The sequence below is a fragment of the Bradyrhizobium sp. HKCCYLRH2015 genome (genome assembly GCF_051168215.1).
Lineage (GTDB): Bacteria > Pseudomonadota > Alphaproteobacteria > Rhizobiales > Xanthobacteraceae > Bradyrhizobium.
The window spans coordinates 472,599-498,598 of the sequence record NZ_JBNPUO010000005.1; the positions used below are offsets into that span (position 1 = coordinate 472,599).

General features: G+C 66.8%; 28 protein-coding genes. 14 read left to right on the plus strand and 14 right to left on the minus strand.

Annotated features, from left to right (window positions below; translation table 11 throughout):
• Positions 1-46: 46 nt before the first annotated feature.
• From ACQR1H_RS15985 to ACQR1H_RS16015, 7 genes are all read right to left on the minus strand, one after another.
• Positions 47-433, minus strand: coding sequence for a nuclear transport factor 2 family protein (locus ACQR1H_RS15985; protein ID WP_315803067.1), 387 nt, complete (start codon positions 431-433; stop codon positions 47-49).
• A gap of 228 nt (positions 434-661) precedes the next feature.
• Positions 662-1,339 (minus strand): spermidine synthase, encoded by a 678-nt coding sequence (locus ACQR1H_RS15990; RefSeq protein WP_434907826.1) that lies wholly within the window; start codon positions 1,337-1,339, stop codon positions 662-664.
• Positions 1,340-1,475: 136 nt separating this feature from the next.
• Positions 1,476-2,297: a DUF2182 domain-containing protein gene (locus ACQR1H_RS15995; protein ID WP_315803069.1), complete on the minus strand. Its 822-nt coding sequence runs from the start codon at positions 2,295-2,297 to the stop codon at positions 1,476-1,478.
• A gap of 36 nt (positions 2,298-2,333) precedes the next feature.
• The gene (locus ACQR1H_RS16000) at positions 2,334-2,966 is read right to left on the minus strand and encodes a DUF1326 domain-containing protein (RefSeq protein WP_315803070.1); all 633 of its coding nucleotides are present in this window, start codon (positions 2,964-2,966) and stop codon (positions 2,334-2,336) included.
• Between the two features lie 181 nt (positions 2,967-3,147).
• Complete coding sequence (moaA, locus tag ACQR1H_RS16005; protein ID WP_434907827.1) at positions 3,148-4,179, minus strand: GTP 3',8-cyclase MoaA; 1,032 nt, start codon at positions 4,177-4,179, stop codon at positions 3,148-3,150.
• Positions 4,180-4,377: 198 nt separating this feature from the next.
• Positions 4,378-4,770: a hypothetical protein gene (locus ACQR1H_RS16010; RefSeq protein ID WP_316237942.1), complete on the minus strand. Its 393-nt coding sequence runs from the start codon at positions 4,768-4,770 to the stop codon at positions 4,378-4,380.
• Positions 4,771-5,035: 265 nt separating this feature from the next.
• Positions 5,036-5,722: an HAD-IA family hydrolase gene (locus ACQR1H_RS16015; RefSeq protein WP_434907828.1), complete on the minus strand. Its 687-nt coding sequence runs from the start codon at positions 5,720-5,722 to the stop codon at positions 5,036-5,038.
• A 173-nt stretch (positions 5,723-5,895) separates the two neighbouring features.
• Between ACQR1H_RS16015 and rpiA the strand changes: the two genes are divergently transcribed.
• From rpiA to ACQR1H_RS16040, 5 genes are all read left to right on the plus strand, one after another.
• Entirely contained in the window at positions 5,896-6,588 is a 693-nt protein-coding gene (gene rpiA, locus ACQR1H_RS16020) for a ribose-5-phosphate isomerase RpiA (protein WP_434839087.1), read from the plus strand.
• Between the two features lie 48 nt (positions 6,589-6,636).
• Positions 6,637-7,158, plus strand: coding sequence for a DUF2059 domain-containing protein (locus ACQR1H_RS16025; protein WP_316216219.1), 522 nt, complete (start codon positions 6,637-6,639; stop codon positions 7,156-7,158).
• Positions 7,159-7,205: 47 nt separating this feature from the next.
• Positions 7,206-8,591: a glutathione-disulfide reductase gene (gorA, locus tag ACQR1H_RS16030; RefSeq protein WP_434907829.1), complete on the plus strand. Its 1,386-nt coding sequence runs from the start codon at positions 7,206-7,208 to the stop codon at positions 8,589-8,591.
• A 153-nt stretch (positions 8,592-8,744) separates the two neighbouring features.
• Positions 8,745-9,539, plus strand: coding sequence for a DUF4336 domain-containing protein (locus tag ACQR1H_RS16035; RefSeq protein ID WP_316216221.1), 795 nt, complete (start codon positions 8,745-8,747; stop codon positions 9,537-9,539).
• A gap of 68 nt (positions 9,540-9,607) precedes the next feature.
• A complete protein-coding gene (locus ACQR1H_RS16040; RefSeq protein WP_434907830.1) occupies positions 9,608-10,831 on the plus strand; it encodes a caspase family protein in 1,224 nt (407 codons plus the stop codon).
• A gap of 85 nt (positions 10,832-10,916) precedes the next feature.
• Here ACQR1H_RS16040 and ACQR1H_RS16045 read toward each other — a convergent pair whose 3' ends face one another.
• The 4 genes from ACQR1H_RS16045 to ACQR1H_RS16060 all read right to left on the minus strand — a co-directional run bounded on the left by ACQR1H_RS16045 (position 10,917) and on the right by ACQR1H_RS16060 (position 13,813).
• Complete coding sequence (locus ACQR1H_RS16045; RefSeq protein WP_316180663.1) at positions 10,917-11,135, minus strand: hypothetical protein; 219 nt, start codon at positions 11,133-11,135, stop codon at positions 10,917-10,919.
• Between the two features lie 40 nt (positions 11,136-11,175).
• Positions 11,176-11,586, minus strand: a complete 411-nt coding sequence (locus ACQR1H_RS16050) for an SRPBCC family protein (RefSeq protein WP_315803078.1) — start codon at positions 11,584-11,586, stop codon at positions 11,176-11,178.
• Positions 11,583-11,906, minus strand: a complete 324-nt coding sequence (locus ACQR1H_RS16055) for an ArsR/SmtB family transcription factor (protein WP_434884380.1) — start codon at positions 11,904-11,906, stop codon at positions 11,583-11,585. The genes ACQR1H_RS16050 and ACQR1H_RS16055 overlap by 4 nt, the downstream gene beginning before the upstream one ends.
• A 194-nt stretch (positions 11,907-12,100) precedes the next feature.
• A complete protein-coding gene (locus ACQR1H_RS16060; protein ID WP_434907831.1) occupies positions 12,101-13,813 on the minus strand; it encodes a jacalin-like lectin in 1,713 nt (570 codons plus the stop codon).
• A gap of 328 nt (positions 13,814-14,141) precedes the next feature.
• Between ACQR1H_RS16060 and ACQR1H_RS16065 the strand changes: the two genes are divergently transcribed.
• From ACQR1H_RS16065 to ACQR1H_RS16085, 5 genes are all read left to right on the plus strand, one after another.
• Entirely contained in the window at positions 14,142-14,333 is a 192-nt protein-coding gene (locus ACQR1H_RS16065; RefSeq protein ID WP_316216225.1) for a hypothetical protein, read from the plus strand.
• A 42-nt stretch (positions 14,334-14,375) separates the two neighbouring features.
• Positions 14,376-15,104: a sulfite exporter TauE/SafE family protein gene (locus ACQR1H_RS16070; protein ID WP_316216226.1), complete on the plus strand. Its 729-nt coding sequence runs from the start codon at positions 14,376-14,378 to the stop codon at positions 15,102-15,104.
• 793 nt (positions 15,105-15,897) lie between these two features.
• Positions 15,898-17,286, plus strand: a complete 1,389-nt coding sequence (locus tag ACQR1H_RS16075; RefSeq protein ID WP_315803084.1) for a class II 3-deoxy-7-phosphoheptulonate synthase — start codon at positions 15,898-15,900, stop codon at positions 17,284-17,286.
• Positions 17,286-17,639, plus strand: a complete 354-nt coding sequence (locus ACQR1H_RS16080) for a diacylglycerol kinase (protein WP_434881172.1) — start codon at positions 17,286-17,288, stop codon at positions 17,637-17,639. Before ACQR1H_RS16075 ends, ACQR1H_RS16080 begins: the two co-directional genes overlap by 1 nt.
• Before the next feature lie 12 nt (positions 17,640-17,651).
• On the plus strand, positions 17,652-19,070 hold the full coding sequence (locus ACQR1H_RS16085; protein WP_434884383.1) for a nitrilase-related carbon-nitrogen hydrolase: 1,419 nt from the start codon (positions 17,652-17,654) through the stop codon (positions 19,068-19,070).
• Positions 19,071-19,096: 26 nt separating this feature from the next.
• Here the strand turns inward: ACQR1H_RS16085 and ACQR1H_RS16090 are convergent, their stop codons facing one another.
• Together ACQR1H_RS16090 and ACQR1H_RS16095 are read right to left on the minus strand one after the other, a co-directional pair.
• A complete protein-coding gene (locus ACQR1H_RS16090) occupies positions 19,097-20,260 on the minus strand; it encodes a DUF2865 domain-containing protein (protein WP_315803087.1) in 1,164 nt (387 codons plus the stop codon).
• A 153-nt stretch (positions 20,261-20,413) separates the two neighbouring features.
• Positions 20,414-20,722, minus strand: a complete 309-nt coding sequence (locus tag ACQR1H_RS16095) for a hypothetical protein (RefSeq protein WP_316180680.1) — start codon at positions 20,720-20,722, stop codon at positions 20,414-20,416.
• A 390-nt stretch (positions 20,723-21,112) separates the two neighbouring features.
• Here ACQR1H_RS16095 and cysS point away from each other — a divergent pair, with 390 nt between their 5' ends.
• The 4 genes from cysS (at position 21,113) to ACQR1H_RS16115 (ending at position 25,242) form a co-directional block, all read left to right on the plus strand.
• Positions 21,113-22,522 carry a cysteine--tRNA ligase gene (gene cysS / locus ACQR1H_RS16100; RefSeq protein WP_434907832.1) on the plus strand — a complete coding sequence of 470 codons (1,410 nt, stop codon included), beginning with the start codon at positions 21,113-21,115 and terminating at the stop codon, positions 22,520-22,522.
• Between the two features lie 113 nt (positions 22,523-22,635).
• Positions 22,636-23,139, plus strand: coding sequence for a GNAT family N-acetyltransferase (locus ACQR1H_RS16105; RefSeq protein WP_315803090.1), 504 nt, complete (start codon positions 22,636-22,638; stop codon positions 23,137-23,139).
• Positions 23,136-24,749, plus strand: coding sequence for a citramalate synthase (gene cimA, locus ACQR1H_RS16110; RefSeq protein ID WP_434907833.1), 1,614 nt, complete (start codon positions 23,136-23,138; stop codon positions 24,747-24,749). The genes ACQR1H_RS16105 and cimA overlap by 4 nt, the downstream gene beginning before the upstream one ends.
• Positions 24,750-24,864: 115 nt before the next feature.
• Complete coding sequence (locus tag ACQR1H_RS16115) at positions 24,865-25,242, plus strand: VOC family protein (RefSeq protein WP_315803092.1); 378 nt, start codon at positions 24,865-24,867, stop codon at positions 25,240-25,242.
• Between the two features lie 3 nt (positions 25,243-25,245).
• On the opposite strand, the gene ACQR1H_RS16120 is transcribed toward ACQR1H_RS16115, so the two are convergent.
• Entirely contained in the window at positions 25,246-25,848 is a 603-nt protein-coding gene (locus tag ACQR1H_RS16120; RefSeq protein ID WP_434846597.1) for a TIGR00730 family Rossman fold protein, read from the minus strand.
• Positions 25,849-26,000 lie beyond the last annotated feature (152 nt).

The following is a 26,000-nucleotide window of genomic DNA, read 5'->3' on the forward strand; positions in this document are numbered from 1 at the left end:
ATGCCGACATCACCGAAATGCGGTTGCCGTCGCCGTTCATCGCCCTTCAGGCGGGGTTGATGTGCTCGACGAGATGTGCGCGCGAGGGCGCTCGGTCGAAGGGATCGCTGAAATATTGCGTCTCATGCACCACTTTGCCGTCGCGGAATTCCATGATGCTCACCACGTAGGAGGGCACGCCGTCATAGGTCAGGACCAGTTCAGTGACCCAGAGATCGCCGCCGCCGATGATCCGCTGCACTGTGAAGCGCTTGTGGTTGGGCTGGACGAAGCGGCTTTCCTGAATGTTGCGCCGGCTGCGGATACGCTCGCCCGATTGCGGATAATCGAGCACGGCATCGTCGCGATAGATGGCGTGCTCGGCGTCGAAATCGTTGGCGTCCGATGCATCCCAATGGTGCTGCAGGGCAGCGCGCGTGGCGCGGTCGTCCATGGCAATCTCCCATTCAGGCACGCGCTCTCGTTGCAGAGCGTCCGTCGACACGCCAGAGAACGGCGCATCCTCGCGGCGTTCGCGCGTTGATGCGGGCATCCGCCGGCTTCGCAGCCGTGATGCATCATAGGACGATGGCTGGCGCCTCACCACTCCGATGCGAACGGCGGGAGATGCGAAGGAACGAGCTCTCCGCCTGAGTGGCTCCCCGCAACAACGCTGCCGCCGTCACGCCGGCCGCGTCGCGATCCAGATCACGTGGCGGGCGCCGCCGCCGCGGCCGGTGGCGCGGATGTTGATCTCCTCGGCGGCAAAGCCTGCTTTGCGCAGCCGCGGCGTAAAGCGCTCGTCCGGGTGTGACGACCACACCGCCAGCACGCCGCCGCGGCGCAGGGCGGTGAAGGCGGTGCGCAAGCCCGAGGAATCATACAGCGCGTCGTTGGATTGCCGCGTCAGGCCCTGGGGGCCGTTGTCGACATCGAGCAGGATCGCATCATAGGCGCTGCGCCCCGCGGTGATCAGCTTCACGACGTCGCCCTCGTGGATGTCGACGCGCGGATCGGCGAGGCTCGCGCCGGACAACTCGGCCATCGGGCCGCGGGCCCAGGCGATCACCGCGGGCACCAGCTCGGCGACGGTGACGCGGGCCTGCGGACCCAGCACCTTCAGCGCGGCCCGCAAGGTGAAGCCCATGCCGAGGCCGCCGATCAGCAGCCGCGGAGCGGGCTCGGCCTTGATGCGGGCGCAGCTCAGGGTCGCCAGCGCCTCTTCGGATCCGTGCAGCCGGCTGTTCATCAGCTCGTTCGCGCCGAGCTTGATCGAGAACTCCTTGCCGCGCTGCATCAGCCGCAGCGGCTCGCCGCCGCCGGGGACGTCAGCGGTGTCGATCAGCTTCCAGGGAATCACGGGCGTCTCGCGTCATTTGGATTACGCTATGTCAGGCGGCAGAGTCGCCGCGCTGGGCCGCTGCTTACCACATTGCCTGCATCCAGCACCAAGGGCGACGCCACTGTTGCGACGGCCTGCATGGCGCCGTCGCGCATCATTGCGGTGGCGACACCAGCATCCAGACGCCCGCGGCACTGAAGGCGATCCCGGCCGCGCGCGCGACCCATCGTCCGAACGGAGCGACTTTCTCAAACAGCACGAGCAGGGTCAGGAGGGCGATCCACGTTACGTTCATGACGCCACCGACGAATAGCAGCGCCATCAGAGCCCAGCAGCAGCCGACGCAATAGCCGCCGTGCCGGAGGCCCAATAGCAGGCACCCGCGCAGGTCGCCGCGAAAGCCGCCGTGGCGCATCAGGAACAGGAGCGGCGACTGGCATTGGACGAGGCAGGCGCCCTTCAGCGGTGTCCACTGATAGACGCCCGCGGCGATCAGCACGGTGGCGCCGAGCACGTGGCTGTCGATCGCCATCCGCGAATCCAGCAGGGCCGTCCGCTCCACACCCCATTGCAGCACGGTCGCCAGCAGCGAAAAGCCGCTCCAGGCGAGCAGATAGCCGGCCGCAAACCAGCCGGTCGCAGCGAACGGCTGGCCCTGCGCGCGGCCCTGTCGACCGACACGGGCGTACATCAGGATCATCGGCGCGGCCGACGGCGCCATCATCCCGACCATCATCACCACCCACATCAGGAACACATAGGCAAACTCGATTGCGCGCCACGACTCGCTGGCCGGCAACATGATGCCGATGCCGGCCGGGATCATGCGGAAGCCGGTCATGTCCATGCCGCCCATGTCCATGTCGTTGGCGAGCCAGACAACATAGGCCCATGACAGGGCGACCATGATTGCGATCGCGCCGCCGACGATCCAGCGATCGCGCCGCAGCACGGCTTCCAGGGCGCTGCCGGTCATCTGCAAGGCGGGTTGCCGGCCTTGCGCCACGTCGAATTAGGCCTGGTTGGACCAGCTGATCGACGCGTACAGGCCGTTCTTGCCGGAATTGTCCCAGCGCATGCCGTGATCATTGTAGGTGTTGCCCGCCGCGCCGACGGCCAGCGCCATCCTGTCCGGGCTGACGGGGTGGCCGATGTTCACCCACATCTCGCCGCTCGGATGCATGGTCGGCAGCGGGTCGACGGACATGTGCAGGATGTCGGCGATCTCGGCGGATCGCGTCTTGCCGGCGATCCGGAAGGTGATGGCGGCTTTGCGCACGCCGAGATTGGTGCTGATCAGCGGCGTGAACGCAGCCATCGGGCCGCCGGCGGCGCCGGTGAAGATCGCGGCCATCGCCTCGGTCTGCGGATCGTCGGCGCGCTGATCGACGTATGCGGCGATCGACCAGTCTCCCTCCGCCATCACGCCGGGCGCATGGAGCATCACCGCCGCGTTGAGGCCGTCAAGCGCGACATCGCCATACCGGCCGGTGTCGATGTGGAACAGCAGCGGCACGTTGCAGAACCCCTCGGTCGGCTGCGCGGTCAGGGGAGGCGCGGCCGACATCAGGCACGGACACAGCAGGCTGCAGCTGCAATTCTCGAAATAGTCACCGGACAGGTGCCAAGCGACTGGGTCTGCCATCGCCGCCTCCCGCTAGGTCTCACCGACAACGTGCTCTGGAACGCACGATCTCAGGTTGAAAGCTACGCCGCGTCGGGACGTGCCGCAAGCCGGTCATTTGTTCCTCTCCACGTCAGGGGGCCGGCCCACTGACTGGCTCCGGCCGCGATCGGTCGCAGGCCGCGGTGGTCGAGGACTCCGGTCAGCCGCCCGTCACGCTCATGTGCCGGCTGACGCTCGGGCGGTTGTGGCGGCGGTCGATGATGAAGTCGTGGCCCTTCGGCTTCAGGCCGATGGCGCGGTCGATCGCGTCGCTCAGCTGCTCGTCGCTGGCCGAGGCGCGCAGCGGCTTGCGCAGGTCGGAGGCGTCCTCGTGGCCGAGGCAGGTGTGCAATGTGCCGGTGCAGGTGACGCGGACGCGGTTGCAGCTCTCGCAGAAATTATGCGTCATCGGCGTGATGAAGCCGATCGTGCCGCCGGTCTCCGCGACGCGGACGTAGCGGGCGGGGCCGCCGGTGGTCTCGTCGAGATCGGTCATGGTGTAGGTCTGGGCAAGACGCCCGCGCAGCAGCGACAGCGGCAGATACTGGTCGATGCGGCCTTCGCCGATCTCGCCCATCGGCATCACCTCGATCAAGGTCAGCGCCATGCCCTTGCCGTGCGCCCAGTCGATCAGCGCGGGGATCTCGTCCTCGTTCATGTTCTTCAGCGCGACCGCGTTGATCTTCACGGCGAGACCCGCAGCGCGCGCCGCCTCGATGCCGGCCAGCACGCGGTCGAGGTCGCCCCAGCGGGTGATGGCGCGGAATTTGTCCGGGTCCAGCGTGTCGAGCGAGACGTTGATGCGGCGGACGCCGCAATCGGCGAGCTCGGCGGCGTATTTGGCGAGCTGCGTCGCATTGGTCGTCATCGTCAGCTCGCTGAGCGCGCCGCTCTTCAGGTGCCGCGACAACGAGCGTACCAGACCCATCACGTTGCGCCGGACCAGCGGCTCGCCGCCGGTGAGCCGGAGCTTCTTGACGCCCTTGTGGATGAACGCCGAGCACAGCCGGTCGAGCTCTTCGAGCGTCAGCAGGTCGGCCTTCGGCAGGAAGGTCATGTCCTCGGACATGCAGTAGAAGCAGCGCAGGTCGCAGCGGTCGGTCACCGAGACGCGCAGATAGCTGATGCGGCGGCCGAACGGGTCGGTCATCGGGCGCGTCAGGGCGGAGTCACTCAACGTCTCTGCGGTCATGGAAAGCCTTGATGAAAGCCTTGACGGAAAACCTTAGCTGGTGGCGGCGATGCCACGCGGCGGCCGCGCAAGCGCGGCCGGATGTCGGTCTCACGACAATCTAATCATGATCGCCGCGCCTCACAATCATCGACGTCGAAACGTCGATGCTGCAATGCAGCTTCGCCTTGGCAAGGGGACGCGCGGGACGATGGCCCGTTATTGCCGTCCCGGCGCGGGGGCGGGGAAGGCGGACCCGGTGGTCGCCGGTGCTTCCGGCGCAGCGGCGGATTTCGGCGGCTTCGGCTTCTTCGGCCGCATGTGCTTGACGGCCTTGGGCGGCGCACCCGGCATCGGCTGCAGCTCGGCGACGACCGGGCTCGGATCCATCACCACCGGCGGCGAGGTGTTGAAATCGCCGGAGTTTCGGAGCACCTGCACCGGGATGGTCGCGGGCTGGTACTTGTCCATCGTGAAGGTGACGCTGAAGCCCGCATCGGGCGCCGGCACCGAGACGGTGCAGGGCGTCTTGCAGCCCGGTCCGAGCGAGGTCTTGGCGTCGGCGCCCGGCGGCACGGAGTCGAGCTGCACGGGTACCTCGGGCGCGGCCATCTTGAAGCTGTCCATGGAGAAGGACGAGCAACCGGCCAAGCCGGCTCCCGCAACCGCAATTGCGATGACACGCCGCATCATGATGTCCGCCCCACAACCCTGCGGCCATCGGCCGCAATCCCAAGGCGACCATAGGAGCGTCAGAACAGCGGCGCAACTGCGGTCAACCCTATTCTCAACAGAACGTTAACGCACCCCAACGTGCGGATTCAGGTCGATCGGGCAGGGAGTTAGGGCGCGATGCGGCAGTCGAATCGCAAGTTGGCTAGGCGATCCTGAGCGAGGGGCTGAGGGCCGTGACGGCTGCCGGCAGCTCGCGCATGTGGTCAATCAGGTGGTCCGGATTGAGCTCCGCGATCGGTACGTCGGTATAGCCGAAGGTGCAGCCGATCACCGGCACGCCGGCGCGGCGGGCGGCGCCGACGTCGGTGCCGGCATCGCCGACCATGATCGCGGCCCCGACCTCGCCGCCGGCCTGCGCGATGGTCTGGCGCAGGATCGTCGGATCCGGCTTGGCAACGCCGAACGTGTCGGCGCCGCAGATCGCGGCGAAGCGGGAGGACAGGCCGAGCTGGTCGAGCAGCCGCTTGGACAGCCATTCCAGCTTGTTGGTGCACACCGCGAACTGGCAGCCGCGGCCGGCGAGCTCGTCGAGCGCCGCCTCCAGCCCGTCGAACGGGCGCGATTCGATGGCGATGTTCTCGGCGTAGAAATCGATGAAGTCGACCGTGAGCCGCTCCATGTCGGACGGACTGGCGAAGCGGCCTTCCGCCTCCAGCCCGCGCTCGAGCAGCTTGCGCGCGCCGTGCCCGATCATCTTGCGGGCCGAGGCCAATGGCACCGGCCGCAGCCCTTCGCGCTGCAAGATGTGGTTCAGCGCGTTGATGAGGTCCGGCGCCGTGTCGACCAGGGTGCCGTCGAGATCGAAGACGATGGTGCTGGAGATGGCCATCGGTATCCGCTAGCGGCCGGCTCGCGTCCGTGCAAGAGCCTCGCAATGGCTTTTTGTCCGATTTCGTGGCCGGCGAGAGCTAGGCCCCGCGTCAAAACATCGCTAGATATGCGCCGGCTTTCGGCCCCGGCTTGTGGGGGCCCTGGGTGCGAAGGGCGGGTTCCTTGGTCGACATGGATGCATTGAAGCGGCAGGCGGCGGCGCGTGCGCTGGAGGAGGTCGAGAGCGGCATGAAGCTCGGTCTCGGCACCGGTTCGACCGCGAAGCATTTCGTCGATCTGCTCGGGGAAAAGGTGCGCGCCGGCCTCAAGATCGTGGGCGTGCCGACCTCGGAGGCGACGCGCGCGCAGGCGCAAGCGTGCGGCGTGCCGCTGACCACGCTCGACGAGATCGACCGGCTGGACATCACCATCGACGGCGCCGACGAGATCGATCCGGCGCTCGATATGATCAAGGGCGGCGGCGGCGCGCTGCTGCGCGAGAAGATCGTCGCCAGCGCCTCGGATCGCATGATCGTGATCGCCGACGACAGCAAATGGGTGGCGCAACTCGGCCGCTACCCGCTGCCGGTCGAGGTGGTTCCGTTCGGCCTCGCCGCGACCCAGCGCGAGATGCGTGACGCCTTCGCCACGGCCGGCGTGTCCGGGCCGATGAGCCTGCGCAAGTCCGCAGACGGCCACGTTTTCGTCACCGATGGCGGCCACTGGATTATCGACGTCCGCCTTGGGGAGATCGTGGATCCCCCGCGCCTGGCGGACCTTTTGAGCGCAATTCCGGGCGTGGTCGAGCATGGGCTGTTCATCGGCCTCGGCAGCACGGCGATCCTGGCAGGCGCACAGGGAATTCGCGTTATCCAGCGGCCCTGAGCGCGGCACGAGGCTGCGCTCAGGGCGGCAACTCACAGGAGACTTGGAATGAAGAGCGTGTTCAGAATCTTGCCGGCCGCCGGACTCGTGCTGGCCCTGGCCTCGGCAAGCCCGGTTGCGGCGCAGGGCCAGGCACCGGCGCTGAAGCCGGCCTCGCCCGCCTGCATGGCCGGCGCGCGCGAGATTCTGGGGATGAAGAACGCGGCTGCGATGTACGCCAATGCCGTCCCCGGCATCGTGCAGCAGACCAAGCAGGCGCTGCTGCAGTCCAATCTCAACTACCAGAAGGACCTCGACGAGGTCGCCGTGGTGGTCGCGCAGACCTATGCCGGCAAGGAGAAGGAGATCGGCGAGAAGATGGCGCAGATCTACTGCAACGAGTTCTCCGACCAGGAGATCGCCAACCTCGTCGCTTTCTACAAGTCAGCCATCGGCCAGAAGCTGCTTGCGGCGGAGCCGAAGGCGATCCAGATGAGCATGCAGGCGATGAACCTGTGGGCGGCGGAGTTCTCCGACACCGTCACCGCACAGTTCCGCGCCGAGATGCGCAAGCGCAACAAGCCGATCTGAGGCTTGCGGCCGAAAGGCCAAGTCGACGGAGACGGGTCGGGGGAGAGATGGCTGAATTCGACGTCGACCTGTTCGTGATCGGTGGCGGCTCGGGCGGCGTGCGCGCCGCCCGCATCGCGAGCGGCTATGGCGCTCGCGTTGTTGTCGCCGAGGAATACCGCATGGGCGGCACCTGCGTGATCCGCGGCTGCGTGCCCAAGAAGCTGTTCGTGATCGGCTCGCATGTCCGCCAGGAGATCGCCGACGCCGCGGGCTTCGGCTGGACGATCCCGACCGCGACCTTCGACTGGCCGACGCTGATCAGGAACAAGGACAAGGAGATCGCGCGGCTCGAGGCGGCCTACACCAGCAACGTCGAGAAGTCCGGCGCCAGGATCGTCAAGACCCGCGCGGTGCTCGAGGACGCCCACACCGTGCGGCTGACGACCGGCGAGACCATCCGCGCCAAGTACATTCTCATCGCGACCGGCGGCGCGCCCAACCACGGCACGCCGATTCCCGGCATCGAGCACGTCATCTCGTCCAACGAGGCGTTTCATCTCGACGAGCTGCCGCGCCGGATCGTGATCCAGGGCGGCGGCTACATCGCGCTCGAGTTCGCCTGCATCTTCGCCAATTTCGGCTCCGACGTGACCGTGGTCTATCGCGGCGACAACATCCTGCGCGGCTTCGACGAGGACGTCCGCAAGCATGTCCGCTCGGAGATGGAGAAGGAAGGCATCACCATCCTTACCGGATGCACCGTCACCAGCGTCGACAAGCACGGCCAGGACTACACCACCCATCTGTCGAACGGCTCCAGCATCGCCTCCGACAAGGTGATGTTCGCGATCGGCCGCCATCCCGCGGTGGCCAATCTCGGCCTGGAGAAGGCCGGCGTCGCCATCAATCCCCGCAACGGCGGCATCGCGGTCGACGCGTTCTCGCAGAGCTCGGTGCCGAGCATCTACGCGATCGGCGACGTCACCCATCGCTTCAACCTGACGCCGGTCGCGATCCGCGAGGGCCACGCCTTTGCCGACACCGTGTTCGGCGGCAAGACCGTGCGCGTCGATCACGCGGACATTCCGACCGCCGTGTTCTGCCAGCCCGAGGTCGGCACCGTCGGCCTGACGGAAACCCAGGCGCGCGAGCTGTACGACCGCGTCGACATCTACAAGACGAATTTCCGCCCGATCAAGGGGACGATGTCCGGCCGAGACACCCGCGTGCTGATGAAGCTCGTCGTCGACGGCACCAGCGACCGCGTGCTCGGCTGCCACATCGTCGGCGACATGGCTGCGGAGATCACCCAGGCCGTCGCCATCGCCATCAAGATGAAGGCGACCAAGGCCGATTTCGACGCCACCATCGCGCTGCATCCCTCGGCTGCCGAGGAGCTGGTGACGATGCGCACGGTGACCGAGCGCCACGTGCGGCAGGCGGCGGAGTAGGACGCCGTCTGCTTCTTGGGGCTCGTGCGCGGCCGGCGTCCGTCGCGATTGCGGTGGGTCAGTGCTTACGGTCTGACGACGGTCCACACCATGGCCGATCGGGCTTGCCATCTTGGAGCCGTTCAGTGAACGGGCGGTTGGAGAGCGACCAGCATGTCCCAGGATGATTGCCTTGCGACCTATCCGCCGCTCAACACCCTGAAGCCCGTTGCCGAAAACATCTGGATCGTCGACGGGCCCGTGATCCGCTTCGGCATTCCCGGGCTGAAATTTCCGTTTCCCACCCGCATGACCGTGGTGCGCTGCGCCTCCGGCGATCTGTTCATCCACTCGCCCACGCCGTTGACGCCAGCGCTGCGGGCCGAGATCGACCGGGAAGGCCGCGTGCGCGACATCATCGGTCCGAATCGCATCCACTATTGGTGGATCCCCGACTGGCAGGCGGCGTTTCCCGACGCGGCGATCTATCTGGCACCTGGCATTCGCGCGCAGGCGAAGGGCCGCATCGACTTCGAGGGCAGGCCGCTGGATCGCAGTACTGGCTATCCGTGGGATGATGAGATCGCGACCTTGCCCGTCCTCGGCAGCTATATGACGGAGGTCGTGTTCTTCCATCGGCCGTCGCGCACGCTGATCCTGACCGATCTGATGGAGAATTTCGAGCCGGCCAAGATCGGCGCCGGCCTGGCGCGCTACCTGAGCTGGATCGGGGGCGTCGGTCCGCCGCATGGCGGCCTGCCGCGCGATCTCCGGCTGACATTTACCTGGCGGCACCGACGCGAGTTGCGGGCGGCGGTCGAGACCATGCTGGCGTGGCACCCCGAGCGGATCGTGATCGCCCATGGCGCCTGGCACCCGGCTGACGGCACCGAGATCCTGCGCGAGGCATTCTGCTGGTTGCTGCGGCCTCGAACGGCCGGCATGGCCTCACGAGACCGGCCGTCGTGAAGCCGTGCTTTTCTCCTCCCGCGACGGACGTATAAGCTCGTGCCATCGAGGTTGGCGAGGGCGGACGGATGCGGCAATGGATGAGGCTGGTGCTGGCCGGATGCAGCGTGCTGTTCCTATGCAGGCCGGCGCTCGCCGACACCCGCATCGCGCTCGTCATCGGCAATTCGGCCTATCGCGCCGTCAGCCGGCTCGACAATCCCAGACATGATGCCGCGCTGATGGCGCAGACGCTGGCCGGGCTCGGCTTCACCCTGGTCGGCGGCGGCGCCCAGCTCGATCTCGACGAAACCGCGATGCGCAGGGCCGTGCAGGAGTTCGGCGCCAACGCGCGCGGCGCCGACGTCGCGCTGGTCTACTATGCCGGCCATGGCGTGCAGGTGCGCGGCGCCAACTATCTGGTGCCGATCGACGCCAATCCGACGCGGGAGGCCGACGTCGATTTCCAGATGCTCGACGTCAATGTCGTGCTGCGGCAGATGGAGAGCGCGGGCACCAAGCTCAACCTCGTGATCCTCGATGCCTGCCGCAACAATCCGTTCGGCGGCCGCGGCCTGCGCGACGCCGGCAGCGGCCTTGCGCAGATGCGCGCGCCGGAGGGCACGCTGATCTCGTTCGCGACCCAGCCCGGCAACGTCGCGCTCGACGGCCGCGACGGCAACAGCCCGTTCACGAAGGCGTTGGCTGAGACGATCAAGCAGCCGGGTCTCGACATCTTCAAGACCTTCAACCAGGTCGGGCTGGAGGTGAAGCGGGCGACCGCTGGAAGCCAGCAGCCCTGGGTGTCGAGCTCGCCGGTCGACGGCGACTTCTACTTCGCGGGCCAAGCGTTCGCGCCGGCCTCGACCGCGCAGCCGGCGCCGTCGTCATCCGATCCGGCCGAGCGGGCCTGGGCGGTGACGCAGAACACCACCAGCATCGCCGTGCTCGAGGATTTCGTGCGCCAGTTCGGCAGCACGCCATACGGCTCGATGGCGCGCGCCCGCATCGAGGAGCTGAAGAAGACCCAGACCGCGGCGCGTCCAACCGACTCTCCGACGGAGCGCGCGCAAGCCATTCTGCCCAATCCGCATCTCGTGCCGCGCGTGGTCAAGCGCAACGTCTCGCAGGGCTATCTCAACCTGCGCAGCGAGCCCGGGCAGAAATCCAGCATCCTGACCCGCATTCCGGCCGGCGAGACCGCGATGGTCGGCGGCTGCGTGATGCCGGGCGACGGCATCAGCCGGTTTCCGTCGTGCCGGGCGGTGTGGAACGGCGTCGTCGGCTGGGTGTCGTCGAACGGGCTGGAGTGAGCAGTCCCGCACCCTCAGCGCATCGCCGCTCAGATCGCGCTTGTACACCACCCCGCTCGCAATGACGGGCCAAGCTGCTGTCTCGTCAACCGGCCTGCCGCGCGTTGCGCGGTCGTGCGAGATAGGGCAGCGCGAACATGTAAAGCCCCGTGCAGAGCAGCACGATCAGCGGGACAAGCGCGAGCAGGCCGATCCAGAAGGCCGGCTGCGTCTGCGTCATCGCCGCGATGTTGACGATGACGCCGAGCGTGAAGGCGATGGACACCCAGCGATGCACCTGCCGGATCGTGTTGCTCCAATTCATCTGTTTCTTTCCTTGATGATGAGTTTTCGTCCGGTTCGGCTCAGTCGAGCCGCGCCAGAGTCTGCTCCAGGCCGTCGAAGAACTTCGGCCAGCCGTAGCTTGCGCCCTGATAGGCGCGGGTCTGATCCGGTCCGAAGCCGGTCTGCTCCATGCGCAGATGCGTGCCCGCCGCCGTCGGCGTCAGCGTCCAGGTCACGACGCTGTCGAGGCCGAGGGCGGCCCAGCTGTAGGACAGCGTCCTGTGCGGCTCGACAGTCGTGACCTGGCAATCAACCACGCCCCAGTCGGCCTTCAGCTTGAAGCGATGACCGGCCGCCGGCACGAAATCATTCGCCATCAGCCACTCCGCGATCAGATGCGGCTGCGTCAGCGCGCGCCAGAGCTTTTCCGGTGGATGCGCGAACTCGCGTTCGACGACGACGGTGCGGGTTTCCGGCGCGGCTTTCGTCATTGATCCATCCTGTTGAGAAGATTTTCCAGGTCATCGAACCGGCTCTCCCAGAACGCGGCCATGCGGCTGGTCCAGTCGAGCAGGGGGGCGAGCGCCTTCGGCTGCGCGCGATAATGCGTCTGGCGGCCTTCGTGGCGCTCGCGCACAAGGCCGGCTTGCTTGAGCACGCCGAGATGTTTCGACACGGCTGGTTGCGACACGCCGGCCTTGGCCGTCAGCGCGCCGACGGTCTGCTCGCCATGCCGGCACAGGCCCTCGAAAATGGCCCGCCGGGTCGGGTCGGCAAGTGATCTGAACAGGAGGTCGGGCGATCGCGCCATTTTATCCATAACCCGTTGGTTATGAATAAACTCATAACCGCAAAGTTATGAATAGGTCAAGCATGAATTCTCGTTGGAGCGATCGGTCCGCAAGTTCGACGGGTGGGGCGCGGACGGCTTCGGTGGACTTCCGGGACCACCGCAGCATGATCCGGCCGGCGCGACCGCCCGGATCATCTGCGTTCATGGTCGGCTCAAGGCGTCAGCGTCCATTGCTGCGATCCCGCCGCCGAGGCCGAGGTGGTCAGCAGCTGGTTGCCCACGGAGGTGGCGTTCTGGCTCGTGACCTCGACCGGATAGCTGCGCACCGCGATCGTGCCGGCCGCGGCGTCGTAGCGGAAACGCTGGTTGTTGTTGCCGGTGCAGGTCCAGATGAAGAGTTGCGCGCCGTCGCCATAGCTGCCGTTGTTGTCGAGGCAGTAGTGCGGGTCCTGCATGCTGCGGATCATGCCGCTGGCATCGTCGTAGCTCCAGGTCTGGTTGGCGGCGCCGGTGCAGTACCACTGGATCACGGCGGTGCCGTCGGCCATCGCGCCGCCGCTGGCGTCCATGCACAGCGCCGACGTGCGATTGACGATGCGGACCGGCTGGCGCGCTGGCGCTGTGGCGGTGGGGACCGGCGCGTAGACGACGCCGAGCTTGTCGATCTCGTCGCCGGACCGGCCGTGGAAGCCGGTGATCTGCCAGCCGCTCGGTGCGGTGTAGCTGGTGCAGCTCGACGTCGTCGTGCCGCCCGACAAAGTGCGGCCCGCGCTGGTGCCGAACGCGACCCGGAAGATGCGCGTGTGGCCCTGATACTGATCACTGCACAGATTGACCGAGGTGAGATATTCGCCGCTGCCGAGCGCCAGGCTCTGCGCCGTGCCGCCGGTGCCGCCATGGCTGTAGACATAGCCGTTGGACAGCGTCAGCTCGACCTGGTCGACCCGGGCTCCGGTGCGGATGGTCAGCTTGCTGACCACCGGATTGGCCGGCAGCGCGGAGACGTCGTTGTAGCTCGTGCCGTGCGGGCCGCCGAACTGGTCGCTCAGCCTGCGGCTCGCGGCCGTGGCGAAGCTCCAGTCGACCTCGACCGGATGATGATCGGAGAGCTGCGCGCCGTTCGAGTCCAGCGCGTCCTGGCGGTCGGCATAGTTGGACGCCTGCAGGTTCAGGAAGCCGTTGTTCCGCCACAGCACCTTGTCGACGATCTCGCAATCCGGCCGCGCCGTCTGGGTGCCGCCGCAGACCAGCGGGTCGCCGATCGGCGGCACGCTGCCGCCGCGCACCGTCTCGATCCACGCATCGCTGAAGCCGTGATGCAGGAATTCCCACATGTTCTGGCCGGCCCGGGTGTAGCGCGTGTTGGTGTCGCCCATCACCATGACGGCGTTGCCGGCCGAATTCGCCTCGATGTAGCTCAGGATCTGCGCCACGTCGGACTCGCTGTAGGCGAGATCGGTGGAGGACGTGCCGGACTGGGCGTGCAGGTTGTAGAAGTCGAGATAGACGCCTTCGGCCAGCCGCGTGCGGACCAGCGAGAAGCCCTTCGGCGTCAGCGCGTCCGAATCGGCGCGCTTGGTCCAGGTCACGCGATCGAGATCGTCGAACGAATAGGTGCTGAGCGTATTCATGCCGTCGCCGATGCCGGCCGTGCCCGAGGTCGGCGTGCGATAGGGATGGTTGTCGCAGGTGTCATAGAGCGCCGCGTGCCAGAGAAAATCTTCCTGCACGTTGACGATGCCGAACTGGCGCAGATAGCAGCTGATCACGCGCGAATGCGCGTCGCTGCCGCCATTGTAGGCGGTCGGCGTTTCCGCCACGTTGTAGGTCAGCGTGCTGAACGTTCCGTCTGCGGCGTGCAGCGCGCTGCCGAGTAGGCTGGTGCATCCAAGCGCGATTGCGCCCGCCCATAGGCGAAGTGTCATTGGTCGATTCCCCTCGATGATGCCGGATAGCGGGGCGCGCGATATCACCTGCCGCGTGTCGGCCTGATGACGGATCGATGCATGTTCTGCGCGCGGCGTGTCGGGATGGCAGATGCGAGCGGGGGTTGCGTCGTGTGCGCACGACCGATCCGCCTGCGCTCTGCGATCGACCGCGGCCATGGCAGCGGTTGCGAATGACGAGCGCCGAGGAACTGACCGACGCCGACTCCTCCTCGCCCTGCACGGAAACACGCCGCACGCCATACTCTGCTCGGGGGACGCTGAGGGGACGCTGAACTGCTAGCAAGCCCGGCATCAGGTGATGGAGATGACGGACATGCAGCCAAACGAGGCTCGGCCGCGGCGCAAGCTGCCGATGATCCCCCGCGCGGTGTTGGCCGCGAGCGTCCTCGCCGTCTTCCTGTTCCTGCACGTCGTCGCAGCCACGATGCTGCGGGGCGATGCCACGCGAAGCGGAGCGCAGGCCGATGGGACTGCAACGCTCCAGCCCTACGATTGACGATCCCCGCTCATTTTCAACTTCATCAGCCGGAGCTATTTCATGGCCGGATCAGGATCATTTCTGCTGCTCAGCGCCGCCGTTTTCTTTGGTGCCTTCGTTTCCGGCCTGGCCGGGTTCGCCTTTTCCGCCGTGGCCGGCGCGATCCTGCTGCACAGTCTGCAGCCTTTGGAGGCCGTGCCGTTGATGATGGCGTGCAGCGTCGGCGTGCAGGCGACGAACCTCTGGGCGCTTCGCAGCAGCATCCGCTGGAAGGACAGCTTCGTCCTGATCCTGGGCGGCCTGCTGGGCGTCCCCCTCGCGCTTTGGCTGCTGCACAATGCGGACGCGCGCGTGTTTCAGCAGGTGTTTGGCGCGACGATCGCGATCTACGCCGGCTACATGCTGTTCAAGCCGGCGCTGGGCAGCCTTCAACCGATGAACCGAGGCCGCACCGCGATCGTCGGCTTCGGCGGCGGTCTCATCGGCGGCCTCACGGCGATGCCGGGTGCGCTGCCGACGATCTGGTGCGAGATGCACGGCCTGCCGAAGACCGAGCAGCGCGGCGTCGTCCAGCCGTTCATTGCCGCGATTCAGCTCGCCTCGCTGGCGACGATGCTGGCCCGGCAGGATCTGTCGTCCAAGGTGATCATCGATCTCGCCTTGAGCATCCCGGCGCTGTTCGCCGGCACTGCGCTCGGCATCCTCGCCTTCCGCAGGATCAACGACGCGCTGTTCAGGAAGATGATCCTGGGCATCCTGCTGCTGTCGGGTCTGTTGCTGGTCGTATGACGGAGAGGCGTCGTCCCCTTCGCGCGCAGCCAAGCTATCGTTGCTGCATTCCGGGACGTGCCGCGAAGCGGTGCGGGTCCGGACTACTCCCGATCGCGGTCATGGACAAAAGATTTCTCTTTACGAATATCAGAAATCATGCTTTAGTGTCGCCATCCCGCCTCACTCGGAAGGGGCGTTGCGCGCGATCGTCACGACACGCGGGGCGGGGAGCGATGGCCGCGAGGGAGCCGCAGCATGTCTTCGGGCGTGCGGACGAACGGCTCGGCGCGGACGTGAAGTCGCAGCGTGCTGACACCCCGACGCTGGTGTCACGTTACGCGGAGCCTCGCTTCGCGTGGCAATGGTGGCCAACAAGCCCGGCGCACCAGGCAGACTGCGTATAAGCGTGAAGACCGTCGCGCAGGGAATGCCGGAGGACCGGCTGAACCTGTGGTACCTGCCGCCTGCACTTTCTTCCGCAGGCGGGCCATGGGCGAGGCCATCGTCCGGCATTCCCTGCGCCCTCCGACTATTGGAGGGCGAACGAGGTCCAGCATAGCTCGGGCGCAGCCGCGTCGCGGGAGCGTGTTGCATGTCTTCACCGCCGGCGGCTTGGGGCTCGCGGACACGGGAGCAGGCATGCGGCTCCGGGATCACCCGGAATCTCAACCCGGTCAGAATCCTTTCGCTGCCGCAATGGCTTGGCCGGACGACTTAAATTCCAGATGGCAGTCCGGGGACAGGCTGTGTATAAGGCGCGCGCCGCCGTGCGGGGAACAAGTGTGCGGCCGTCCAGAGGGAGTAGAAAGCCATGACGGAGCGCTGGAGCCCGGAGAGCTGGCGGTCCAAGCCGGTGCAGCAGGTGCCCGACTATCCCGACCAGAAGGCGCTGGCCGAGGTCGAGGCGCAGCTTGCGACCTTTCCGCCGCTGGTGTTCGCCGGCGAGGCGCGCAACCTGAAGAAGGCATTGGCGCGGGTGGCGGCGGGCGAGGCGTTCCTGCTCCAGGGCGGCGATTGCGCCGAGAGCTTTGCCGAGCACGGCGCCAACAACATCCGCGACTTCTTCCGCGTGCTGCTGCAGATGGCGGTGGTCATGACCTATGCCGGCGCGGTGCCGGTGGTGAAGGTCGGCCGCATCGCCGGCCAGTTCGCCAAGCCGCGCTCCTCGCCCACCGAAAAGATCGATGGCGTCGAGCTGCCGAGCTATCGCGGCGACATCGTCAACGACACCGCCTTCACCGCCGAGGCGCGTATCCCCAATCCGCAGCGTCAGCTCGACGCCTACCGGCAGTCGGCGGCGACGTTGAACCTGCTGCGGGCGTTCGCCACCGGCGGCTTCGCCAATCTCGGCAGCGTGCATCAGTGGATGCTCGGCTTCGTCAAGGATTCACCGCAGTCGCGCCGCTACAAGGAGCTCGCCGACCGCATCTCGGAGGCGCTCAACTTCATGCGCGCCTGCGGCCTCGACCTCGAAAGCCATCCGGAGCTGCGCGCCACCGACTTCTACACCAGCCACGAGGCGCTGCTGCTCGGCTACGAGCAGGCCTTCACCCGTGTCGATTCCACCACCGGCGACTGGTACGCGACCTCTGGCCATTTCATCTGGATCGGCGACCGCACCCGCCAGCTCGATCACGGCCATGTCGAATATTTCCGCGGCATCAAGAACCCGATCGGCCTGAAATGCGGCCCATCGCTGAAGCCGGACGAACTGCTCAAGCTGATCGACATCCTCAACCCCGACAACGAGCCGGGACGGCTGACGCTGATCAACCGCTTCGGCGCCGACAAGGTCGGCGATCATCTGCCGGGACTGATCCGCGCGGTCCAGCGGGAAGGGCGCAAGGTGGTGTGGTCGTGCGATCCGATGCACGGCAACACCATCACCTCGACCTCGGGCTACAAGACGCGGCCGTTCGACCGCATCGTGTCCGAGGTGCGCGCGTTCTTCGCGGTGCATGCCGCGGAGGGCACCCATGCCGGCGGCATCCATCTCGAGATGACCGGCAAGGATGTCACCGAGTGCATCGGCGGCGCGCGGGCGATCACCGACGAGGATCTCAACGACCGCTATCACACGGTGTGCGATCCCAGGCTGAACGCCGAGCAGTCGATCGACATGGCGTTCCTGATCGCCGAGCTGCTCAAGCAGCAGCGCGGCGGCAAGTCCGCACCGATGCCGGCGGTCGCGGGCTTCTGATGCTGCGCATCTGGCGCGCGACGCTCAACTCGCGCAATGGCCTGGCCTTCGCGCTCCGCTCCGAGCAGGCGGTGCGCGAGGAGGTCGTCGCATTCCTGCTGGCGCTGCCGCTGGCCTATGTCATCGGCGTCACGCCGATGCGCAGCGTCGAGCTGGTCTGCGCGGTGGTGCTGGTGCTGGTCGTCGAGCTGCTGAACACCGCGATCGAGAAGCTCGCCGACCGCCTGACCACCGAGCACGATCTGCAGATCGGCCGGGTCAAGGATCTCGGCTCGGCCGCAGTCGGCGTCGCGCTGCTGATGTCGGGCTGCTTCTGGCTGTTCGCGATCGCCGAGCGGCTCGGGCTGCTGTGAATGAGTTGAGCGATGGCCGCTGACTTCTTCAGGATCACGCTGGCCCAGCTCAACCCGACGGCCGGCGACATCGCGGGAAATGCCGCGAAGGCGCGCGAGGCGCGGGCGAGGGCGGCGGCCGACGGCGCCGATCTCGTGGTGCTGCCGGAGCTGTTCCTGGCGGGGCATCCATCCCGGGACCCGGTGCTGAAGCCGGCATTTCAGGCCGCGTGCCGGGCCGCGATCGAGGCGCTCGCGCGCGAGACCGCCGATGGCGGGCCGGCGGTGCTGATCGGCACGCCCTGGACCGAGGACGGCAAGCTCTACAATGCCTGCGTGCTGCTCGACGCCGGCCGCATCGCCGCGACGCGCTTCAAGGCCAACCTGGCCGATGGTGATCAGAAGCGCGTGTTCACGCGCGGCCCGGCGGCCGGCCCGCTCAGCGTGCGGGGCGTCCGCATCGGGGTCGCGATCGGCGAGGACATCTCGCTCGAAGACTCCTCGAACTACGAAAACGTCGTCGAGACGCTGGCGGAAACCGGGGCCGAGCTCATCGTCGTGCCGAGCCGCTCATGCTACGTGCGCAGCGGCGGCGACCGGCGCCTGTCGGCCGCCGTGGCCCGCGTCACCGAAAGCGATCTGCCGCTCGTCTGGCTCAACCAGGTCGGCGGTCAGGACGGCGAGGTGTTCGACGGCGCGTCCTTCGCGCTGAACGCCGATCTCTCGGTGGCGGCACAGCTCCCGGGCTTCGTCGCTGAAGTCGCGACCTTGGCATGGAGCAGGGGAGACGATGGCTGGCAGTGCCGGGGACCGGTCACCACGCTGATCGAGGGCGACGAGGCGGACTACGCGGCCCGCATGCTCGGCCTGCGCGACCACGTCGAGAAGCACGGCTTCACCGGCATCGTGCTCGGCCTGACCGGAGCCATCGAGTCGGCGCTGGCCGCAGCCCTGGCGGTCGATGCGCTCGGGTCCGGCAAAGTCCGCGGCGTGATGCTGTCCGGACCCGGCACGTCGCAGGCGTCGCTGGATCAGGCCATGGCGGTCGCGGCGCGACTCGGCTTCGCCGCCGAGCGGGTACCGATCGCGGCCGCCGTCGAAGGCTTCGAGCGCGCGCTGCCCGGGCCGCTTGCGGGAAGCGCCCGTCATCAATTGCTGGCCCGCGTCCGCGCGACGCTGCTGATGGCACTGGCGAGCCTGTCCGGCGCGCTGGCCGTTGTCGTCGGCGCCACGGCCGAGATCGGCGACGTGGCTGGCGGGTTTGCGCCGCTCGAAGGCATCGGCCCGGCACAGTTGCGTCGTCTCGCAGCATTGCGAAACCGCTGGCGGTTCGCTGACGCGCTGGGACCGTCGGGCGAGGTCATCTCGCCCGCTCTGATCACGAGTCCGCTGGAGGCGCGCGACGACCGGGCGCTTGCCGACCGCGCGTCATCAGACGCGTTCGAGGGATGACGCCCATGGCCCGGCGACTGACTCGATCAGCGCTGCGGGATGAAAGTCGGTCCGACCGTGCGGATCTGCTTGTCGCCGCCAGCGCTGGTCGTGATGTCCGCGGTCGCTGGCGCTGCGGCCTCGGCCGGCGCGGCACCCTTCCTGGCGGCGTTCGCCGGCGCCCTGCCGGTCTGGCGCTGCTGCATGCGCTTGGCGCTCTCCTCGGTGACGATGATGTCGCCCTGCTCGGCGGCGGTGGCTCGGTCGTCGATCGACTTCAGTGCCTCCGCCCAGGTCTGGCCCGGCGCCTTGCAGGAACAGCTCGGGTTGAACTCGGTGCGGAACTTGAAGGCATTCGGCAGCGCGGTGTAGGGCTGACCGTTGACCGAGACCGCCTGGTTCATGTCTTCGCCGGGATTGCGATAGGTGAACAGCGTCGCGTCGGCGGCAGGGCATTGCGCCTTGCAGGCGCGCTCGTCGTCGGCGAAGCGGCCGGGAACGGTGGCAAACGAGATCGGGAAATAGGCGCCGTCGCAGCTGCGCACGCACACGGTCCGAAAGGTGCCCTGCGGCGCCGCGAGATCGGCGCTCGGCGGCGGCAGCGATGCGGCGGGATTGCTGTCGGCCCCGCCGCCGAACAGGCTGGTCAGGAAGTTGCCGCCGCCGCTGCGATTGGCGTTTGCATTGGCATATTGCTGGTACTGCGGGCCGCAATTGTTCTGGCCGAGGGCTACCAGCACCGAGCGGCGCTGGTTGTCGCGCTCACCGCCGAACCCACCGCTGCGCAGACGCTCCAGGCTGCCCATGATCTGGTCGAGGTTGGAGCGCATCTGCTGGATCTGGTTGTTCACCGGCTGGCATTCGGCCGCGCGGCCGTTGAAGATCGAAAAGAAGCCGGGGCTGTCGCAACCCATGCGCTTGGCCTGCATGCTGACGCGGTCGAGCTCGCCTTGCTGCTTGGCGGCCGCGTCCTGATAACGCCGGATCTGGTCCTCACGCGCGGGATCGCCGCCACCGCCGCGATCGATCGAGGCGAGCTGCGCTTCCAGACGTGGGCAGATCGGATTGACGCCGGCCTGCGGCCCGGGCGGGCCCGGCGGCATCTGCGCATAGGAATCGGAGCTGGATTGCGCCAGGGCGTGCGAGCCGGTCAGGGTCAGTCCGAGCAGCGCAGAGAGGGCCAACAGGCGCGGAGACAGGGATGCGATCAAGATGCGGTATTCCGGTCCATGGGTGCAGCCGCGGGACTAGCACAGAATTCGGAAAAATCGCGGCAGCGGCGGGCATCCCATAGCCGCTTTGTCGGGCATCGTCACGTCGTTTCCGGGGCGCCGGGGTGGCGGGAACAGCCGTTCCCGGCCGTCTCAGCGCTGGCAGGTGATCGCGACAAAGTCGCTGCAGCCGCCATGGGCGCAGTTTGCGCCGGCTTTCGGCACCGATCCGGTGATTTCATCGGGGTCGACGCGGCGATAGGAGGAGGCCTGTGCAAAATCCCGTGATTGGCAGTACGAGCGCGCAGCCGAGGCGCCGCAGCGGTCGCCCTTGGCGAGGCACTGGTCGACGCCGTAGCCGTCGGCTTCGTTGGCGATGATGAAGATGCGGCTCTCCGCCGTGGCGGTGGTCGCGGCGGCGAGGAGAACACAGCAGGCGAGCAGCGCCGGGGAGATTCGCATGGTGCACCGGTGGGTGTAGGAGACAACTCATGGTTAGGCCCAAAAGGTTAAAAATGATTAACCATGAGGCGGGGCGCGAGCATTTGGGCAGTGAAAGCGGCCGTTTTGCGGCTCTTGACGGAGACAGCCTGCTGCATCATGGTGAGTTTCATGAACGGTTTCCTCGCCATCTGCTGCATTTGCCGCGAGATTACGCGCTAGCGATTCGCTGGCTGAGGCCGTCTTTTCTCAACAGAGATGATCAGGACGCCCGGCCGGCAGGTCGGGAGCGTGATTCGTGCCGTTGCCGTCCGCTCGCGGTCGGTCGTTCGGCGTAGGACACCCGTTGCGCCTCGTCATGGACCTGTCGGTCCGGCGAGGCGGTGAGCACAGGGCATTCGGGGACGGACCATGGACTTGCGTTTGTACGACACCGCATCGCGGGAGAAGCGCCCCTTCGTGCCGCTCGATCCCAACAACGTCCGCATGTATGTCTGCGGACCGACGGTCTACGACTTCGCCCATATCGGCAATGCGCGCCCGGTGATCGTCTTCGACGTGCTGTTCCGGCTGCTGCGGCATCTCTATGGCGAAAAGCACGTCACCTATGTCCGCAACATCACGGATGTCGACGACAAGATCAACGCCCGCGCCGCGCGTGACTTTCCCGGGCTGCCGCTGAACGAGGCGATCCGGAAGGTTACCGAGGTGACGGCCAATCAGTTCCGCAGCGACGCGGCTGCGCTCGGCAGCCTGCCTCCGACCTTCGAGCCACGCGCCACCGAGTTCGTGCTGCCGCGCCCCGATGGCAAGGCGGATATGGTGACCCTGATCAAGCAACTGATCGCGCGTGGCCACGCCTATGAGGCGGGCGGCGAGGTGTTGTTCGACACCCGATCAATGCCGGACTATGGCGCGCTGTCGGGTCGCAAGCTCGACGAGCAGCTTGCCGGCGCGCGCGTGGCCGTCGACGCACACAAGAAGAACCCTGCCGACTTCGTGCTGTGGAAGCAGTCGTCGGAGGACGAGCCGGGCTGGGACAGCCCGTGGGGCCGCGGCCGCCCGGGCTGGCACATCGAGTGCTCGGCGATGAGCGCGGCCTATCTCGGTGAGGTCTTCGACATCCATGGCGGCGGGCTCGACCTGATCTTCCCGCATCATGAGAACGAGATCGCGCAGTCGCGTTGCGCCCATGGCACCTCAGTGATGGCGAACTACTGGCTGCACAACGAGTTCGTCCAGGTCGAGGGCGCGAAGATGTCGAAGAGCCTCGGCAATTTCGTCACCATTCGCGACCTGCTGGCGGACTGGCCCGGCGAGGTGCTGCGCCTCAACATGCTCAAGATGCATTATCGCTCGCCGGCGGACTGGACGGTCAAGGGCCTGGAGGAGAGCGCCAAGACGCTCGACGACTGGTATCGCGTCGCGGCCGATGCGCCGGGCGAGCAGCCGGAGCCTGAGATCATCGCGGCGCTCGTCGACGATCTCAACACGCCGCTGATGATCGCAGAGCTGCACGCGTTGCGGAGCCGTGCGGCGTCCGGCGGCGAGTCGGATCGCGCTGCCTTTGCCGGCTCGCTTCGCTTTGCGGGTTTCCTGTCGGAGACCGCCGTGCAATGGGAAGCGCGAAAGCAGCAGGCCAAGGGCGTGGACGCCGCCGAGGTCGAAGGCCTGATCGCCGAGCGTACCGCGGCCCGCGCGCGGAAGGACTTCAAGGAGTCCGATCGCCTGCGCGACGCGCTCGCGGCGATGGGCGTTGTATTGAAGGATGGCAAAGGCGCCGACGGCAAGCCGGTCACGACCTGGGAGATTGCGCGATGAGCAAGCCCGACACCCCGTTTCCGCGGCACTGGCTGTACTACATCCTGCTCAAACTGGTGCTGATCGCGGGCGCGGTGGCGCTGGTCACGAAACTCTACGGCATGTGGTGACACATGGGACAGGCTCTCCCGAGGCCCGCACTGCGGCCGTTTCTTCCGGCTGATACGCCGCTGCTCGCCGCGATCTTCGTCGCAAGCATCCAGGGGCTGACAGGTGACGACTACAGCGAGGAGCAGCAGGAGGCCTGGGCGTCCGCTGCGGAGGATGAGACGGGCTTCGGCAAGAGGCTGGCATCCGAGCTCACCTTGATTGCGACCCTTCAGGGATCGCCGGTCGGCTTTGCCGCGCTGAAGGGCAACGATCACATCGACATGCTCTACGTCCATCCGAACGCGGCCGGGCAGGGCGTCGGCGCCCTGCTATGCGACGCACTGGAAAAGCTGGCGGGCGCGCGCGGCACGACCGGTCTGTCGGTCGACGCCAGCGACACGGCGGTCGAATTCTTCCGCAAGCGCGGCTATGTCGCGCAGCAGCGCAACAGCGTCTCCATCAATGGCGAGTGGCTCGCCAACACCACGATGAAGAAGACGCTCGGCTCCGGAGGAGCGCAGGCATGAGCAGGGCAGGCACAAGCAGAGAACGACTTTATCTGTTCGACACCACCTTGCGCGACGGTGCGCAGACCAACGGTGTCGATTTCACGCTGGCCGACAAGCAGGCCATCGCGCGCATGCTCGACGATCTCGGCATCGACTATGTCGAGGGCGGCTATCCCGGCGCCAACCCGCTCGACACCGAGTTCTTCGCCGCCAAGCCCAAGCTCGGCCATGCCCGCTTCACTGCCTTCGGGATGACGCGCCGGGCGGGACGCTCGGTGTCCAACGATCCGGGCGTCGCCGCACTGCTGGAGGCCAAGGCGGACACGATCTGCTTCGTCGCGAAGTCATCCGCCTATCAGGTGCGCGTCGCGCTGGAGACCACCAACGAGGAGAACCTCGCCTCGATCCGCGACAGCGTGACGGCCGCAAAGGCAGCAGGGCGCGAGGTGATGCTCGATTGCGAGCATTTCTTCGACGGCTACAAGGAGAACGCGGCGTTCGCGCTGGCCTGCGCGCGCACGGCCTATGAGGCCGGGGCGCGCTGGGTCGTGCTGTGCGACACCAATGGCGGCACCATGCCGCACGAGATCGAAGCGATTGTCGGCGAGGTCGTCAAGCACGTGCCGGGCGATCACCTCGGCATCCACGCCCATAACGACACCGAGCAGGCAGTCGCGAATTCGCTGGCCGCGGTCCGCGCCGGCGCGCGCCAGATCCAGGGCACCTTGAACGGGCTCGGCGAGCGCTGCGGCAACGCCAATCTGTGCTCGCTGATACCGACATTGAAGCTGAAGGCCGAGTTCTCGGAGCGCTTCGAGATCGCCGTCTCCGACGAGCAGCTCAGTGGCCTCATGAAGGTCTCGCGGACGCTCGACGACATGCTGAACCGCGCCCCGAACCGGCACGCGCCTTATGTCGGCGAGAGCGCCTTCGTGACCAAGACCGGCATTCATGCCTCGGCCGTGCTGAAGGATCCGCAGACCTATGAGCACGTGCTGCCCGAGAGCGTCGGCAATCGCCGCAAGGTGCTGGTATCGGACCAGGCCGGCCGCTCCAACGTGATCGCAGCACTGGAGCGCGGCGGCGTTCCCTTCAGCAAGAGCGATCCGAAGCTCACGCGCCTGGTCGAGGAGCTGAAGGAGCGCGAGGCCGCGGGCTATGCCTACGAATCCGCCAACGCCTCGTTCGAGCTGCTGGCGCGGCGTACGCTGGGCTCGGTCCCGGAGTATTTTCGCGTCGAGCAGTTCGACGTCAATGTCGAGCAGCGCTACAACGCCGTCGGCGAGCGCGTCACGGTGGCGCTGGCCGTCGTCAAGGTCGACGTCGCCGGCGAGCGGCTGATCTCCGCGGCCGAAGGCAACGGTCCGGTCAATGCGCTCGACGTCGCGCTGCGCAAGGATCTTGGAAAATACCAGGGCTACATCGACGGCCTCAAGCTGATCGACTATCGCGTCCGCATCCTCAATGGCGGCACCGAGGCGGTCACGCGCGTGCTGATCGAAAGCGAGGACGAAAAGGGCGAGCGCTGGACCACGGTCGGCGTCTCGCCCAACATCATCGACGCCTCGTTCCAGGCGCTGATGGATTCGGTATTCTACAAGCTGGTGAAGTCCGGCGCGCCGGGTTGAGGTGATGCATCCGTCATGGCGAGCGAAGCGAAGCAATCCAGGGCTGAATGCACGACTCTGGATTGCTTCGTCGCTTCGCTCCTCGCAATGACGCGGAGAGGGCAGGAGCAAACGCATGATCGACCACGTCTCAGTCGGTGTCAGCGATCTCGCCCGCAGCGCGCGGTTCTACGAGCGCACGTTGGCGCCGCTTGGTTTGACGCGCCTGGTCGAACGTCCCAGCACGATCGGCTTCGGCAAGAGTTATCCGGAATTCTGGATCAATCTGCGCGCCGGCATGGCGCGGGTATCCGCCGAGACGGGCTCGCACCTTTGCTTCCGTGCCAGGAGCTCCGACGACGTCGATGCATTCCACGCCGCGGCGCTGGAGGCAGGCGGTGTCTCGGACGGCGCACCGGGGCTGCGGCCGCATGACCGCGTGCGCTATTACGCGGCGTTCGTGCTCGATCCCGACGGCAATCGGATCGAGGCGGTGACGTTTCCGGCCGAATAGGGATCAGAGCCGCTTGGCGATCTCCGGCGCCATCTCGGTCTCTTCCTTGGCGACGCGGGCGGCGGCCTCGCGCAGGCGCGGCAGGATGTCCTCGACGCGTTCGGCCTTGAGCAGCTCGATCTGGAAGCCGGGGCGGATGAACTCGGTCTCGCGCATGTGGGCCAGCAGCGCGAACAGCGGTTCCCAGAAGCCGTCGATATTGGCCATCAGCACCGGCTTGGCGTGGCGTCCGAGCTGCTTCCAGGTCAACTGCTCGACCAGCTCTTCGAGCGTGCCGATGCCGCCGGGCAGCGCCACGAACGCGTCCGAATGCTCGAACATCAGCCGCTTGCGCTCGTGCATGTCCGGCGTGACGATGAGATCCTTCAGTGGCATCATGACCTCCTTCTTCACCAGGAAGTCGGGGATGATGCCGGTGACGTCACCGCCATGGTCCAGCACGGCCTTGGCGACCGCGCCCATCATGCCGATGGAGCCGCCGCCATAGACGAGCCTGACGCCGTTCTCGGCAAGCGCCTTGCCGAGTGCCTTCGCCGATTCGATGAAGCTGGGATTCGTCCCCGGGCCGGAGCCGCAATAGACGCAAACGGTGCGGATTTCAGTCATTGGAGCGGTGTGACACTGCAGTTGAAAGGCGTCAAGACGAGGGCGGAGGACGTGGATTCGCGGGCTTTCACGGGATGATGCAGGCTGAATGGGTCCATTTGTCCGAAAACGAGTATGCAAATACTGCGCCGCGGTAACGGATTCCGTCGACG

Coding starts and splice junctions, on each gene's coding strand:
- ACQR1H_RS16120 (WP_434846597.1), bottom strand. CDS start 25,848: ATGACTGAAATCCGCACCGTTTGCGTCTATTGCGGCTCCGGCCCGGGG.
- ACQR1H_RS15985 (WP_315803067.1), bottom strand. CDS start 433: ATGGACGACCGCGCCACGCGCGCTGCCCTGCAGCACCATTGGGATGCA.
- ACQR1H_RS16105 (WP_315803090.1), top strand. CDS start 22,636: ATGGGACAGGCTCTCCCGAGGCCCGCACTGCGGCCGTTTCTTCCGGCT.
- ACQR1H_RS16070 (WP_316216226.1), top strand. CDS start 14,376: ATGGCCGGATCAGGATCATTTCTGCTGCTCAGCGCCGCCGTTTTCTTT.
- ACQR1H_RS16060 (WP_434907831.1), bottom strand. CDS start 13,813: ATGACACTTCGCCTATGGGCGGGCGCAATCGCGCTTGGATGCACCAGC.
- ACQR1H_RS16095 (WP_316180680.1), bottom strand. CDS start 20,722: ATGCGAATCTCCCCGGCGCTGCTCGCCTGCTGTGTTCTCCTCGCCGCC.
- ACQR1H_RS16050 (WP_315803078.1), bottom strand. CDS start 11,586: ATGACGAAAGCCGCGCCGGAAACCCGCACCGTCGTCGTCGAACGCGAG.
- ACQR1H_RS16040 (WP_434907830.1), top strand. CDS start 9,608: ATGCGGCAATGGATGAGGCTGGTGCTGGCCGGATGCAGCGTGCTGTTC.
- ACQR1H_RS16045 (WP_316180663.1), bottom strand. CDS start 11,135: ATGAATTGGAGCAACACGATCCGGCAGGTGCATCGCTGGGTGTCCATC.
- cysS (WP_434907832.1), top strand. CDS start 21,113: ATGGACTTGCGTTTGTACGACACCGCATCGCGGGAGAAGCGCCCCTTC.
- gorA (WP_434907829.1), top strand. CDS start 7,206: ATGGCTGAATTCGACGTCGACCTGTTCGTGATCGGTGGCGGCTCGGGC.
- ACQR1H_RS16055 (WP_434884380.1), bottom strand. CDS start 11,906: ATGGCGCGATCGCCCGACCTCCTGTTCAGATCACTTGCCGACCCGACC.
- ACQR1H_RS16085 (WP_434884383.1), top strand. CDS start 17,652: ATGGCCGCTGACTTCTTCAGGATCACGCTGGCCCAGCTCAACCCGACG.
- ACQR1H_RS16080 (WP_434881172.1), top strand. CDS start 17,286: ATGCTGCGCATCTGGCGCGCGACGCTCAACTCGCGCAATGGCCTGGCC.
- ACQR1H_RS16015 (WP_434907828.1), bottom strand. CDS start 5,722: ATGGCCATCTCCAGCACCATCGTCTTCGATCTCGACGGCACCCTGGTC.
- moaA (WP_434907827.1), bottom strand. CDS start 4,179: ATGACCGCAGAGACGTTGAGTGACTCCGCCCTGACGCGCCCGATGACC.
- rpiA (WP_434839087.1), top strand. CDS start 5,896: ATGGATGCATTGAAGCGGCAGGCGGCGGCGCGTGCGCTGGAGGAGGTC.
- ACQR1H_RS16000 (WP_315803070.1), bottom strand. CDS start 2,966: ATGGCAGACCCAGTCGCTTGGCACCTGTCCGGTGACTATTTCGAGAAT.
- ACQR1H_RS16075 (WP_315803084.1), top strand. CDS start 15,898: ATGACGGAGCGCTGGAGCCCGGAGAGCTGGCGGTCCAAGCCGGTGCAG.
- ACQR1H_RS16035 (WP_316216221.1), top strand. CDS start 8,745: ATGTCCCAGGATGATTGCCTTGCGACCTATCCGCCGCTCAACACCCTG.
- cimA (WP_434907833.1), top strand. CDS start 23,136: ATGAGCAGGGCAGGCACAAGCAGAGAACGACTTTATCTGTTCGACACC.
- ACQR1H_RS15995 (WP_315803069.1), bottom strand. CDS start 2,297: ATGACCGGCAGCGCCCTGGAAGCCGTGCTGCGGCGCGATCGCTGGATC.
- ACQR1H_RS16065 (WP_316216225.1), top strand. CDS start 14,142: ATGACGGACATGCAGCCAAACGAGGCTCGGCCGCGGCGCAAGCTGCCG.
- ACQR1H_RS16025 (WP_316216219.1), top strand. CDS start 6,637: ATGAAGAGCGTGTTCAGAATCTTGCCGGCCGCCGGACTCGTGCTGGCC.
- ACQR1H_RS16115 (WP_315803092.1), top strand. CDS start 24,865: ATGATCGACCACGTCTCAGTCGGTGTCAGCGATCTCGCCCGCAGCGCG.
- ACQR1H_RS16010 (WP_316237942.1), bottom strand. CDS start 4,770: ATGGCCGCGCCCGAGGTACCCGTGCAGCTCGACTCCGTGCCGCCGGGC.